The organism is Parashewanella sp. 2210YD4-3 (assembly GCF_056591735.1).
This window is the reverse complement of the sequence record NZ_JBWQOG010000012.1, coordinates 71,442-85,500: the sequence shown is the minus strand read 5'-3', so window position 1 is coordinate 85,500 and position 14,059 is coordinate 71,442. Positions and strand designations below refer to the sequence as shown.

14 protein-coding genes are annotated in these 14,059 nt (G+C 39.7%); 6 read left to right on the top strand and 8 right to left on the bottom strand.

Translation table 11 applies throughout. The features are described from left to right. Positions 1-126 precede the first annotated feature (126 nt). On the top strand, positions 127-1,578 hold the full coding sequence (nhaC, locus tag AC1EU0_RS16195) for a Na+/H+ antiporter NhaC (protein WP_480303607.1): 1,452 nt from the start codon (positions 127-129) through the stop codon (positions 1,576-1,578). A gap of 29 nt (positions 1,579-1,607) precedes the next feature. On the opposite strand, the gene AC1EU0_RS16190 is transcribed toward nhaC, so the two are convergent. The 6 genes from AC1EU0_RS16190 to AC1EU0_RS16165 form a co-directional block, all read right to left on the bottom strand. Then, positions 1,608-2,936 (bottom strand): NAD(P)/FAD-dependent oxidoreductase, encoded by a 1,329-nt coding sequence (locus AC1EU0_RS16190; RefSeq protein WP_480303606.1) that lies wholly within the window; start codon positions 2,934-2,936, stop codon positions 1,608-1,610. A 68-nt stretch (positions 2,937-3,004) separates the two neighbouring features. Then, positions 3,005-4,186, bottom strand: a complete 1,182-nt coding sequence (locus tag AC1EU0_RS16185) for a hypothetical protein (protein ID WP_480303605.1) — start codon at positions 4,184-4,186, stop codon at positions 3,005-3,007. A 90-nt stretch (positions 4,187-4,276) separates the two neighbouring features. Then, on the bottom strand, positions 4,277-5,404 hold the full coding sequence (locus tag AC1EU0_RS16180; RefSeq protein ID WP_480303604.1) for a hypothetical protein: 1,128 nt from the start codon (positions 5,402-5,404) through the stop codon (positions 4,277-4,279). A gap of 42 nt (positions 5,405-5,446) precedes the next feature. Then, positions 5,447-5,998 (bottom strand): GNAT family N-acetyltransferase, encoded by a 552-nt coding sequence (locus AC1EU0_RS16175; RefSeq protein WP_480303603.1) that lies wholly within the window; start codon positions 5,996-5,998, stop codon positions 5,447-5,449. A 5-nt stretch (positions 5,999-6,003) separates the two neighbouring features. Beyond that, positions 6,004-7,026 carry a low-specificity L-threonine aldolase gene (gene ltaE / locus AC1EU0_RS16170; RefSeq protein WP_480303602.1) on the bottom strand — a complete coding sequence of 341 codons (1,023 nt, stop codon included), beginning with the start codon at positions 7,024-7,026 and terminating at the stop codon, positions 6,004-6,006. A gap of 82 nt (positions 7,027-7,108) precedes the next feature. After that, on the bottom strand, positions 7,109-7,663 hold the full coding sequence (locus tag AC1EU0_RS16165; RefSeq protein ID WP_480303601.1) for a DUF4136 domain-containing protein: 555 nt from the start codon (positions 7,661-7,663) through the stop codon (positions 7,109-7,111). A gap of 153 nt (positions 7,664-7,816) precedes the next feature. Here AC1EU0_RS16165 and AC1EU0_RS16160 point away from each other — a divergent pair, with 153 nt between their 5' ends. The 5 genes from AC1EU0_RS16160 to AC1EU0_RS16140 all read left to right on the top strand — a co-directional run bounded on the left by AC1EU0_RS16160 (position 7,817) and on the right by AC1EU0_RS16140 (position 11,503). Further along, positions 7,817-8,128, top strand: coding sequence for a hypothetical protein (locus AC1EU0_RS16160; protein ID WP_480303600.1), 312 nt, complete (start codon positions 7,817-7,819; stop codon positions 8,126-8,128). A gap of 163 nt (positions 8,129-8,291) precedes the next feature. Beyond that, on the top strand, positions 8,292-8,621 hold the full coding sequence (yciH, locus tag AC1EU0_RS16155; protein WP_480303599.1) for a stress response translation initiation inhibitor YciH: 330 nt from the start codon (positions 8,292-8,294) through the stop codon (positions 8,619-8,621). A 29-nt stretch (positions 8,622-8,650) separates the two neighbouring features. Beyond that, entirely contained in the window at positions 8,651-9,214 is a 564-nt protein-coding gene (locus AC1EU0_RS16150; protein WP_480303598.1) for a YqgE/AlgH family protein, read from the top strand. 9 nt (positions 9,215-9,223) lie between these two features. Then, the gene (gene ruvX / locus AC1EU0_RS16145; RefSeq protein ID WP_480303597.1) at positions 9,224-9,649 is read left to right on the top strand and encodes a Holliday junction resolvase RuvX; all 426 of its coding nucleotides are present in this window, start codon (positions 9,224-9,226) and stop codon (positions 9,647-9,649) included. Positions 9,650-9,817: 168 nt separating this feature from the next. Beyond that, entirely contained in the window at positions 9,818-11,503 is a 1,686-nt protein-coding gene (locus AC1EU0_RS16140) for an HAD family hydrolase (RefSeq protein WP_480303596.1), read from the top strand. A gap of 23 nt (positions 11,504-11,526) precedes the next feature. Here AC1EU0_RS16140 and hemH read toward each other — a convergent pair whose 3' ends face one another. Together hemH and AC1EU0_RS16130 are read right to left on the bottom strand one after the other, a co-directional pair. Further along, complete coding sequence (gene hemH, locus AC1EU0_RS16135; protein ID WP_480303595.1) at positions 11,527-12,540, bottom strand: ferrochelatase; 1,014 nt, start codon at positions 12,538-12,540, stop codon at positions 11,527-11,529. 392 nt (positions 12,541-12,932) lie between these two features. Then, positions 12,933-14,048 carry a PilT/PilU family type 4a pilus ATPase gene (locus tag AC1EU0_RS16130; RefSeq protein ID WP_480303594.1) on the bottom strand — a complete coding sequence of 372 codons (1,116 nt, stop codon included), beginning with the start codon at positions 14,046-14,048 and terminating at the stop codon, positions 12,933-12,935. Positions 14,049-14,059 lie beyond the last annotated feature (11 nt).

The window sequence follows — 14,059 nt, the reverse complement described above, 5'->3', positions numbered from 1 at the left end:
ATATACACGAAAGTTCAGCATGCCTAGACCATGTTGCATCACACGTTTTTAATGTACATTAGACAATACCCTTATTATTATGTCAGGATTCAAACAATAAAAATAAAGTTTCAAGGAAACTGAATAATGTCTCAACATAAACCAGCCTCTTTACTGGATGCGCTTCTGCCTGTTCTCGCATTAATATGCATGTTAATGGCATCTGTTTACCTTTTTTCATCCGACAGCTCTGCTGGTGCCAACCAAATAGCTCTGATCTTAGCCGCATGCGTTGCGTTAGTGGTCGGCGTAAAAAATGGATTCACATGGAAAGAGATGGAACAAGGGATCATTGATGGTGTTAGCGTTGCTACCCCTGCTCTACTTATCTTATTTAGTGTAGGTTCACTGATTGGTACTTGGATTTTATCTGGCACTGTGCCAACCATGATTTATTATGGAATGCAGATCCTAAGCCCTACTTATTTTTATGCTGCCTGTTGTATTTTGTGCGCAGTTATCGCACTTAGTATCGGGAGTTCATGGACAGTAGCAGGTACTCTAGGTATCGCCCTTATTGGTATTGCTGGCGCTATGGGGTTAAGTGTTGAAATTACCGCAGGCGCTATCATTAGTGGCGCTTATTTTGGTGATAAAATGTCACCACTTTCAGATACCACAAATTTAGCACCTGCTGTTGCAGGCACTGATATTTTTAAACATATACGCCATATGACTTGGACTACGGTACCAAGTATCCTTATCGCATTGGTGTTGTTTTTTATCATTGGACTAAATACAGACACTTCGCAGTTTACTTCCAATCTTTCAAGCAGTATGGCTGTTCTGCAACAGGAATTTGCTCCAAGCCCACTACTTTTGCTTCCGCTTTTAGTTGTTCTTGGCTTAGCTTATAAAAAAGTGCCAGCATTCCCTACCGTCATTATTGGCACCCTAGCGGGTGCGGTATGTGCAGCTTTATTCCAATATGACGCCATCATTAAGTTTGTGAACGATGACTCTTTACCAAGTGTTGTAGCGCTAATTAAAGGCATTTGGATTGCAATGTTTGATGGCTACACTTCAAATACTGGTGACACTGTTTTAGACAGTCTACTTAGCCGTGGTGGTATGAGTAGCATGGTAACAACTGTTTGGCTGATTTTATGTGCCATGGCATTTGGTGGCGTAATGGAAGTTACTGGACTATTAGCTAGATTGTTAGAAGGTGTCCTTAAAGCCGTTCGTGGTAGCTCAAGCTTGATTATTGCAACCTTAGGCTGTGGTATTGGAGCCAACGTGGTTTGTGGTGACCAATATATCGCAATCTTATTACCGGGAAGAATGCTAAAGCTGGAATACCCTAAGCACGATTTAGCACCTGTGAACTTAAGTCGAACACTTGAAGATTCAGCGACTATTACTAGCCCGTTAGTTCCTTGGAATACCTGTGGTGCCTTTATGGCAAGTACACTGGGTGTAGCAACGTTAGCCTACCTTCCTTTTGCTTTCTTTAATTTGCTTTGTCCATTAGTGAGTGGTACTTACGCTTACTTTAAGTTCAAGATCGAACCTTTAGAGCAAGAAGCAAGTGCCTAAAAGGTGAAAGGGAGCTTCGGCTCCCTTATCTATAGAATTGAGTCTTTAATACATCCGTAATTGTAGTAAGCCCATTGCCCCCAGCGTCGAAAGCGACTGAATGGCACGCTTGGTAAAGGCGAGGAATACAAAGGTAAATTCGGCAACGACTTACCTGCAATTGACTGAGCTAATCGGTATCCTGCTTGGGCACTGTAAGACACTCCTGAACCACAATACCCCAGTGAATATCCAACACCATTTTTTTCAAAAATATGGGGCATGTCGTCAAAGGCAGCTGCAATCCATCCCGTCCAGTTATAATCTACTTTGGAATGCTTTAAAGTAGGAAAGGCTTTATCTAATGCTCGCTTTAGTCTTTGGCCATATTTAGGGTTTGCAGCATCTTTTCCCCATACAGCGCCACGACCTCCAAACAACAAACGGTTATCAGGGAGTAAGCGATAGTAATATTTGAGAATACGAGTATCCATCACTACTTGATGAGTTCTTAATCCAGCAGCTTCAAGAGCGTCATTACTTAAAGGTTCAGTGACAATTACGTTACTCAAAATCGGTAAAAATTTATTATCAATTTGAGGGCTAAAATACTTGGGAAGATAAGCATTACCACAGCATACTACTTTGTTAGCAAAGACTTCGCCTTGAGCTGTAACCAGCCTGTGCCGACCTTGCTCCTGTATCCAATCTTCAACACAAGAATTTTCGTAAATGGGTATGCCAGCAGAAAGAACTAACTTCTTGTACCCAAGTAATAATTTAAGAGGATGAATACCAAAACCTTGATTAATACGCAAAGCACCATGAGCTTGATGGTGATGCATATATTCATCAAATAATATTTGTTTTGAGAGGATCTGAGAATCGCCACCAAAGTGACGTTGCATATATTCATTCGCAGAGGTTAATTGCTGCATAGCCTTAGCGCTATGGGCGATTTTCATATAACCATTTTCTTGTTTATCACAATCAATTTGGTTATCTAATATCAATGCTTCGACACGCTCAACAGCGTCTCCGAACTCATTAAATATCCCTTTAGCAATAGATAAATCCCAGCGTTTAGCCATTTGCGGGTAACTTAATCGCCCAGAGCCTTTCAATACAAACCCAGCATTTCGAGCACTCGCTCCAAAGCCGACTTGGTTCGCTTCAATGACTACGCAGTCAATGCCATGTTCTTTAGCAAGATAGTAAGCCGTCATTAAGCCAGTGTAACCACCACCAATAATGGCAACATCGGTTTGAATTGATTGTTGAAGTGAAGTTTGCGCTGTACCTAAAGGAACAGAGTCTGCCCAATAACTTTGAGCAAACTCTTGTTGGAATGGTGATTTGTTGACTAGTGGGTCGTACATCCTTGGCTCATTCGAATCAAAACATAATGGAAGAATGATACAAGTTTGCGACCAGAATAGAAAACAAGCTACCGGCCTTGAAAGCTTCTGTATTGCTCATTAATAACTTTACGTGCCGCATTTAAGCAAAGAACCTGCTCACGACTAAAGCGGCTTTCAGGGCTTTGTAGGGATTTTTCCAGCAAATGCTTAACATACCCAGCATCCCCCATTTTTTCTATTTCTGGCTGAGCAGATATCTTTTGACAAATGCCATCTGTTATTTTGTAACCAGCAGTATTCAATTGACGCACCAAATTTTTGGCATCTGATAAGTTGAATTCTTCACGTTGAGCAGAGTTTGCTCTTGGAACGTAGGCTCTTTCCATCGCATTCAGAAGTATATTTTGGTTATAAGTAAGTTTCGCATTCCCATAGATTGCACTTTTCAACTCTTGCTGAACGTAAGCAGGGTTCCCAAGTTGTCCAACGCGCACATCCCTACAGATTTGTTGTGCGAGACTAGAGTCTACTTGTAAATTGATACTTTTTGCCCAGTTTCTCAAATCACTTGCTCTTTGTGTCTCATAAGAAATTAATCGTTCCGCTGCTTGTAAACAGGCCACTTCTTTAGGGTTAAGATAAGCATTTCTTGTATCAAGAGCGGATAAAAGGTGATGCTTAACATGGCTTCCCATTGGAGCAATATTAGGCTGCTGACTGATTACAGCTACTAATCCATCATTCATCTGATATGGATTTTTTATTGCCCAATCTCGAAACTGTTGAAGGGTGGATGACAACACATATCTTTCTCCAGCTTCAGCACCTCTTACTTGTACAGGGGTGCCAAAAGGGCGGGCTGGTTCAAAAGCAGCATCCCCAATTAATTTTCTGAACCCTCTCTCAGCCGGATTCATTAACTGATTTAAGTCAAAATCAAAATCGTGCTCATTCTGGTTTGGTATATGATTGGGAGTTGCAGAAACATGATATTGCTGCAAATTAAGACGCGTTTTTAAATCTCTTGATTCCTTAGAACCTCGTCCAAAAGCAGCAAAAAACTTTCGAAGATTACTCGTATGGATATCTTTTACTTGATATTGACCATTTGCATCTTTAGAAATGGTAAATTTCTTTGTTACCGCTTTGCCTTTGCGTGATGTGTAATCTAAACCCCACTCCTGACTTATACCACTTTCACTTGGTTTACTTTTTATATCTGATACAAGATTAGCAAGTTTAGAAAAATAGGTACCAACAACTGACATACTTCACCTTTGGCTCATCCTTGAGTAGTATTCGAAGTATAGTCAAAAAAACAAAATCAATAAGTTACGGCATACAATCTAATTAATCCTCTAATCACTCCGACTTCCAAAAATATGTCTGTACACTAAACGTTGAGCCGCTTCTAAACAAACTAGATGTTCCAGTGTAAACTCACCATTAGGGTTAGCTACAGCCTCATTAATTAGACTTTCCACACTTCCTTTATCCATTTTTATATTTGGTAATCCTGCTATTTGAGCTATATGCTTTTTCGTTACTTTCACACCATCTTTTTTCATTTGCTCTAGAAAGGATTTAGCACCAATCACTCTACGCATATCTACTTTCTGTCCAAGCCTTACATCTGAGGCATAAACACGGTCACACACACTTAGTAATGCCGCTTGGGTAGAGTCAAGTGCTTTATCTTTTTGAAGTGCAGCTTTCAGTTCCGATTGAAGTTCGTCAATACTTCCTAGCCTATTAACTCTTTCATCATTAACAACTCTTTTTACAAACTCAGGCTTTATTTTTAGACTGGTTGCTTTGGCCAAACTTCTAAATTCAGTTGCCCTTTGAATTTCTGCAGCAATAAACCTCTGAGCAGTATCTAAAACCATCACTTCTGCTTTTGTTAGCTTCTTAGTTTCAGGATTGACAGCACTCTCCAAATGCTGCCTAACTTCATCACGGCCATTTAATTGAGCCAATTCTGGCTGCTGGCTTAATTGAATAATCAAACCATCATCTATCTGCAGCTTATGAGCAATAATTCGATTGCGAAATTCTCGCAAAGGTTGAGGTAACACTTTAGATTGGGATACACCGCCAGAAGGGCTTTTTGATCGACTATTTTGTTGTGAAGATAATGGCACTACGAATCGTCTAAATTTAGCTTCAGTTTGCGAAGAGGCATGGGGGGATACTACTTTGTAAACTGTATTTAACTTCTCTTCTAGGCGAAGCGCTAAGTCTGAGCGGTATCCAAAGAATTCAGATAAACGCTTCAAAAATGAATAAGCGTATTTATCGTCAACTTTAAACTCCCCATTCTCACTTTGACTTATTGTAAAGTCCTTGTTTACCGCCTTACCTGTACCAGTTTCGTAATTGAGACTCCATTCATTTTTTGGGGCCTGTTCAGCATTACTATGTTCTTGCTTAATTTGAGTAGCGAGTGCTGTAAGTTTCGCACTATAGCTATTATCAACCGACATTCACACCTTTCCGCTCATCCTTGAGTAATAGGGCAAGTATAGTCAAAAAACCAAAATCATTTCACACGCCGTACATTGACACTCCCCTCTACAAAGGACACAGTCATAATCAGGGTTAAACTCCCAATTCCATCGATTAGGATGTTCTTTAATAATTACACCACCAGCCTTAGTAAAATACTTAACCGCTGAGTTGTTTGGACTTTGTTTCCAAAGGTGGGAAATACCTGCCTTGGCACCCTGCTGCTTAACAGCTTGTATTGATGCATTAAGTAATTTTCCCCCAAGCCCCTCACCTCTTGCTTCTTCCGCCACCGTATTACATTTGAAATAACAAACTTCATCTGGGGAGGTAGACCACTTCTCGCTAGTACACCATCGGTCTAACAGCCACTGTCCAGCTGCATAAGTTAAACAGAATCCAACTAATTCATTATTTTTGTAAGCCACAAAATGAGGATTAATTCCATTCTTAATCCCCTTTAAGTAGATTTCACTTAACTCTTTATCATCAATGTAGCCTGCACCATGTACTCTGCATCCTAGTTTGATTACAGCGTTAAAATCTTCTTTTTCTAATGGGCGAATAATCATAACGTTCACTTTGTATTGTTTTTTATAAAATCCTTTATCGCTATGACAGCTTTATGAATATCTTGTCGATTAACATCACGGTGTGTCACCAAACGTAAATGTTGAGAGGGGTATATCAATATGCCCTGTAGCTTTAAAGACTGCGCCATTTCTTTAGGATTAATTTGCTCGGGTAAATCAGCAAAAACCATATTAGTTTGCACTTTTGTTTTATCGACATTTAATTCGTCAATATTTACTATCTCATTTAGTAAATATTGAGCATTCTCATGATCTTCTGCCAATCTATCCACTTGCTCAGTCAAGGCTAATTTAGCCGCAGCAGCCAATATTCCTGCTTGTCGCATTCCACCACCAAGCACTTTTCGCCAGCGTCTTGCCCGATTAATCAAATCCTCGGAGCCCAAAAGTAAAGAACCTACAGGGGCACACAAACCTTTGGATAAACAAATAGAAACAGAGTCAAAATGATCGGTAATCGCACTAATAGGTAAGCTCTGTGCAACAGCAGCATTGGCAACTCTTGCACCATCAAGATGTATTTTTAGGCCATGATTGAATGCAAAGCTTTGAGCTTTAGCCAAATAATCTTGAGATAAGACAATGCCACCTATCGTATTTTCTAAGCTTAATAATTTAGTCCGTGCAAAGTGAAAATCATCCGGCTTTATCGCTGCTTTTGCATCCGCTAAGTCAATAGTTCCGTCAGGCTGATTTGCTATAGGTTGAGGTTGAATACTCCCTAATACTGCGGCACCGCCACCCTCAAATTTATAATTATGGGCTTGCTGACCGCAAAGGTACTCATCACCTCGCTCACAATGACTCATTAAAGCGAGTAAGTTGGCTTGAGTACCAGAAGAAGTAAATAAAGCGGAATCAAAACCGAACATATCAGCTGCTAAGCCTTGAAGTTCGTTAACAGTGGGATCATCACCAAAAACATCGTCACCAACGTTAGCATTCGCCATCGCTTGACGCATAGCAGCGGTGGGTTGAGTAACGGTATCACTTCGTAGATCAATCATACAGTGTTGTCATTGTTAGAAATAATGACAACACTGTACCGATTATTTGAAACTAAAAAAAGTCGAAAGCTATATTGTTCAACTACTTCTCAGGTTTAGGAGGGAAATTAGATAAAATGTCGGCCACCATCTTATTAACATTGGCTGTCTTTTTTTCTGGTGTTTTGTAATTGCGAATGATATCTCGGCTAGAGCCACGCCAAATTAGCTCACCAGTTTTATTGTCAACGATATCGACAAACAATGTGCCGACTTTATATTCACGAACATGAGTCGTGGTTGAGCCAGTTCCACCCCACCACCAGTTGCGGGTATGTGGAAAGTATCCGAATCTTGAGTGAAAAGTATCGACATCAAATTTCTTTTCTTTCTTCGTGATGTAGTTCACTAGCACATCAGCTGAACGCTTATTGGTCTTAGTCAATCCTTTCGCTTGTAATTGCTCATTCACAGCGCGATGGATACGCTGGCTCATTAAGCCATCTAATTGATAACCTTCTTCTCCAGCTTTTTTATTTACCCAAGCGAATGTTTTGTATTGGCTAAAATCCACTTTTGGATTGTAATCCCAATTCCCTCGAGTAGAACTGCACGCGGTCAGCATTAACGCCATGATCAAAACTAAATACTTTTTCACTTTGCAACTCCTACTAAACTTTTAAACAACTAAGACTTTACTCTGCAATAACTTGTTTCTCAAACATATTTGCATAACTTTACCATTATAGTTGACAATCTAAAAATCATAAATGATAATTATTATCATTAACGGCGATTTGGAATTTCAATTATGTACTGGATTATCTCAGCATTAATTTTGGGTAGCCTAGTCTTTATTTGGTCTCCTCAAGCGATATCCTCAACAGCAACTTTTGAGTCTAGGCTCAAACTCAATAGCAAGCTTGTTAAAAGTCTAGTCTCAATTGCTATTGCTGGTTGCATATTGTGCTTAATCGTCACCATCTATTCGCCTTCACCTAAAAGCTATGTTGCAATCGGCTTTGCGCTAACTTCTGTATTTGTTGCATTTCCAAAACTTCATCGCCTTCTACTACCCTGCGCTATCACTACGGGAGTTCTACTCCTTTCGACTCTGTTTTAGTGAACCATTGTTAATTGTGTTAGGTTTGGGTATTAATTGAGCCTTTGTTAAACTTATGGTTAAAGGCTCAATTTTTTGTTTAGTTCACGCAGAGTCTTTTGGTAAAATTTATTTCAACAATTATTTCCAGTAGAATTTTTACTGATTTTAGGGATTCTAAATCATGAGAATCGACGATGATGTTGCCTTAGTTTTTAGCACTGAAACAGGCAGGATTAAACAAGAAAAACAAACCGATGATATCCCTCAAGGAGATGGTATTGTTCGCATTCATAGAGATAGTAAGGGTAGAAAAGGTAAAGGTGTTTCTATTGTAAAAGGCTTAGCTCTAGATGCAAAAGCACTTAAAACACTCGCTCAAAAACTAAAAAAACAATGTGGTTGTGGTGGTACTGTCAAAGACTTCAATATTGAAATACAAACCGATAATCGTGAGCAGTTAAAGTCCCTGCTTGAAAAGCAAGGTTATACTGTTAAGTTAGCAGGTGGATAATACCTGAGATACGCAGTACAGGAGTTTTTATGGATAGCTTGCAAAACCAGTTTCTTATCGCCATGCCCTCACTCGATGATACCTTTTTCGAGCGCAGCGTCATTTACATGTGTGAGCATGATGAAAAAGGTGCAATGGGCATAGTCATTAACCGCCCGATTGGTATAGAAGTGAATGAGCTATTAGATCAAATGGAGCTAAACACTCAGACAACTCTTCATTCCGTAGTTCAAGATTCTCCTGTATTAGTTGGTGGTCCCGTCAGTCCTGACAGAGGTTTTGTACTGCACTCAACTCAACCAGGCTGGACAAACAGTTTAGCGATCACTCCTGAAATTATGGTAACGACCTCCCGAGATGTTTTAAGTGCCATGAGTAACCAAAAAGGGCCTGATAGTTTTATCGTTGCCTTAGGCTATGCAGGTTGGGGACGCGGTCAATTAGAAGAAGAAATAGCGCAGAATTCTTGGTTAACTATTCCAGCATCTAATGAAATTCTATTTGAAGTCGAGCCAGACAAGCGTTGGGAAATGGCGTGCAAATCACTCGGATTTGAGCCTTGGCAAATGTCCTCACAAATTGGACATTCATAAGAGAAAATAATGACAACACACACCGTTCTAGGATTCGACTTCGGTACTAAAAGTATCGGTATCGCTGTCGGACAAAATATCACTTACCAAGCATCACCTGTTCAAGCAGTAAAAGCCAATGATGGTATACCTAACTGGAACACCATTGAGGAAATTATAAAAAAATGGAATCCAACACTTCTAGTTGTTGGCTTACCATTAAATATGGATGGAACAGAGCAACCTCTGACTCAACGAGCGAGAAAATTCGCTAACCGCTTAAATGGACGCTTTGGTATCAAAACCGAATTGCAAGATGAGCGCCTAACCACTACTGACGCTAAGGCTAGATTGTACGAACTCGGCGGGTATAAAAAATTAGCTAAAAACCAAATTGATGCAGTATCAGCTGTACTAATTGTTGAAAGCTATTTTGAGAACCAATTTGGGGAGTGATAACTCCCTGATTATTATTTCCCCCTGTTTACATAACTTAACAAAACGCACTGTCATAAGACTAAGTATTTAAATACAAACAAATTTAGTGTTAATCTTTAGTTCATTCAAAACCCTAAAAACTAATCTAAACTAGTAACAATTACCTATTTAGCTTAAAGGTTTTCCATGGCATCTCAAACACCATCACTACTCCATAGAGGCCAACAACTTCCACTGGAACTAACTGAACAACTCGCGGATGATAAAAAAAATAACAAAGAGTACAAGGTAAATTTATCTCGTGGTGCTTTGACATATTTAGTTAGTGAAGCATGTAAAGCCAAAGACCAAAACACAACTATTATATTGCATGCGAGTGCAACCCGTATCTTTTTAGCTAATGAACGCCTATGTCGAGACAAAATGCAAATAGGTGGTTTCACACCTAAATTTACAATTAATTATAAGCAAAATTGGTACACAATAACTCCATGCACCGAACCACAAGATATGGGTAGCCTCGATAAAGAAAAAGTTACCTTCATTGCAAAGGAATTAACCTCTCAACTAAACCAAGCTATATTAGAAGAAAAAAATCCATCCTCTGAAGCAAAGCCAAAGACACCTATACAATTAGAACTGTGCCAGCTTGCTAAAGATAGAGACTCTCTTAAACCAGCGGCTATAAAGCTAGCAGGCTATAGACCTAAACTACATCGCCTTCCAGCCTTTAAGCCCCCCAAAAGTGAAGCCGAACGAAAAAAACAGAGCTACCGTGAATCTCAGGCCTTCACTCAATGGGAAGGTATAAGGGAATCGACAAAAGACCCTTTGCAAATGGCAATAACTCCGCAATTAGTTAATGAAGCAACTCAAGTTCAAGGGATTCAAATCTCAGATATTGTCGGTTGGATTAGCCTTGAAGAGCAACATGAAAAGGAAATGTACCGTGAAGATGTTGAACTTCGAGACGTATTAAGAGACGCAATTATAGAATCTGCACTTGGAAGTGACCATCAAGTTCAACATAGCAGTGTTGTATTCGACACCGAAACTACCAAAAATACTCACGATGTACAAAAACCACAATCATTAGCTCCTATTTGTAAATATATTGAAAAAGGCGCTATAGAACCTGTTATGGGGGCAGCAATTAAGTCTCCAAACTTCAAAGAAAATGTAGTGCATTTGGATGAACTTACAGGTTTTGAATTTGGACAGCGACCAATTATCTTTTTTGATGCCGATGAAGTGTTGGTTAGAGGTGATTATGACAAATTACCTATTCCGGAAACCCCGAACTTCACAACATTAGCAAATCAAGAGCCTGCAAAAATACAAGTCATCATTCAAAAATTAAGAGCTGCAGGAGCTGACGTATTTGTACTCAGTGCATCTGGGCATCGAAGGCTACCAAGTAAGCTAAGGGAAGCTGGCATCGATCCTGATTGGTTTGACGGTGTTTATGGGCAAGAGAAAGGTGGTTATATATTTGACCAAGGAGGAGAGATAATAGGAAGAAAAAATAAAGGCGACAGAGCAATGGAAATTTATGAAAAAAAATGCCTAGAAACTCATCGCCCAATCGTACTAATTGATGATGGCATGGATAACTTAGATGCCATGGCCGCGCTAGCCAAAAGACTAAGCTGTCAATACACGCCAATTCATTTCACAGGAGCTATCGAGTTACGTCATCTACAATTGATACAATTCCATCTCCATGGTAAATATGACACTTTAGCAGCCTATTATTCAGAACACCCTGAAGAAAAAGAGCTATTCAAACAGGCTCAAGCGAAGAAAACGAGTATGCTTCCTAAAACTTTAAACCAACCAACATCTGGTTCACGTACTGAAACTGAAGTTTAGTGAAGCAACCGAAAGCCCTGTTATTACAGGTGCTTTCGAATAATATTGGCCATCATTTCTATATGTAAATCATCGTCATTAAGGGCTGGAATATAGCGATAATGCTTACCACCAGCCTCTTCGAACACTTCTTTGTTTTCACATTGAATTTCTTCTAATGTTTCTAAACAATCGGCACTGAACGCAGGGCAAATAACCGCAATATCATCAACACCACTTTGCGCTAACTCTTCTAATGTGGCATCCGTATAGGGCTTTAACCACTCAGCTTTACCAAATCGAGATTGAAAGGTCGTGATGTAATCTTCTTCAATCAAACCCAGTGACTCAACCACTAAGCGAGTGGTCTTTTTACAAAAGCAGTAATAAGGATCACCCAGTACTAAGTTGCGCTTTGGCATACCATGATACGAAAGTACTAACTTTTTTGGTTTACCATTTTTATCAAAATCTCGTTTTATAGTGTCTGCTAAGGCTTTGATGTAATCAGGGTGATCATGATAAGTATGAATGAATTGTAGTGAGGGCAAATAACGCCAAGTCATTAGCTCACGGCTGATGGCATCAAAACTTGATGCTGTCGTAGGTGCCGCATACTGAGGATAAAGTGGCAATACAGTAATGTCATCAATTCCAGACTCATGCATGCTTTTTAGCACAGATGCAATCGAAGGATTACCGTAACGCATCGCATAATGTACTTCTACATCTGGATTCGTTTGGCTCAAGTGCAGCTGTAACTTTTCACTTTGTCTTCGAGTAATATCTAATAGAGGTGAACCTTGCTCTGTCCATATCGACTTGTATAAAGCCGCAGATTTTGCAGGGCGTATACGCAAAATGATCCCGTGCAATATCACTTTCCATACCAGTTTAGGAATTTCAACAACACGATGATCAGATAAAAACTCTGCAAGATACCGCCTCACATCACTCGACGTAGGCGCATCTGGAGTACCAAGATTGATCAATAATACGGCTTTTTTACGACGTGGACTGTGTCCTTGTTGTTCAGACAATCCTGCAAATGTTGCCACGGAGATTCCTATTTACGTTCAAGGTGTTAATTGCAGCTAATTCTATCAGGTCTGAATATGAGCTAAAAGAGGTTCTAAGGTTTTCAATGTTTCTTTAGGGGGCGTTCCCAATTAGATTTTTGATTTGCTGCTGTTAATTTTTTAGGTTAAATAAGGCGGAGTATGTGAAGTGTAGTATTCTACACGAACATTCGACAACGCAGTTTAAACAAAAAAGAAACGCAGCCTTTCGGGTTACGCCTAAAATTGGCAAACTCTGCGTAACTCATTTTTCGTTTAGTTCACTAAACTTCAATCTTCGTGCCTTGATTTTGCCAATTTTAGGCAGTAACAAATCAAAAAATCTTTAATTGGGAACGCCCCCTAGGATCTAAGCCAATAATGCTTACAGCTTAATCCAAGTCCACAGTTACATTTGACATAAAGCTTGCATCGGAATCATCACCTGAACCTTCTAGTTTTATCATCAAACGTAAATCATTTGGCGAATCAGCGTGGTGTAAGGCATCAGCATAGGAAATCTTTTCTTCCAAATAAAGCCTAAATAATGCCTTATCGAAAGTTTGCATTCCCAGCTCTTCAGACTTTGCCATTGTCTCTTTCAATAAATGCAGCTCATTTTTAGCAATTAAACTAGAAACTCTAGGAGAATTAACTAGCACTTCAATAGCGGCACAACGACCAGTACCATCCGCTCTAGGAACCAACTGTTGTGCAACAATACCCCTTAAGTTCAGGGATAAATCAAACAATAATTGTTGATGCTTTTCTTTAGGCACTAAATGCATAATGCGATCTAATGCTTGGTTAGCATTATTGGCATGCAGAGTGGCTAAACATAAATGTCCGGTTTCAGCGAATGATAAAGCGAATTCCATAGTTTCTTGGGTACGGATTTCACCAATCATGATCACATCTGGAGCTTGTCTTAATGAACTTTTGAGTGCCGCTTCAAACGAATCTGTATCTATACCAACTTCACGTTGAGTGATAATACTGTGGTTATGATCGTGTACAAACTCTACCGGATCTTCAATGGTTAGAATATGACCTCTAGTATTGGCATTTCGATGCCCAATTAGAGCTGCCAACGAGGTAGATTTACCCGTACCTGTTCCTCCAACAAAAATAAACAAACCGCGTTTACTCATGACCAACTCTTGCAAAATAGGTGGTAAGCCTAATGAGTCGACATGAGGAATTTTGGTTTCAATACGTCTCATAACGCAGCCTGGGGATTCACGCTGCCAAAAAGCACTAACACGAAATCGGCCTAAGTCTTTAGCCGCAAAAGCAAAGTTACATTCTCTCGTCTCGTGAAATTCACGCTTTTGCTCTTCAGACATTAACGCTTCAACGAAAGCTAAGGCTTGCTTACTGTCATATTGTTTTTCAGTAAGTGGCCTAAGCTCACCATCGATTTTGGCACTTGGAGCAAAACCAGCTGTTATGAACAAATCTGAAGCTTTTTTGTCTACCATCACTCTTAGAAAAGGAGTCACATCCATGGTTTTGCGTC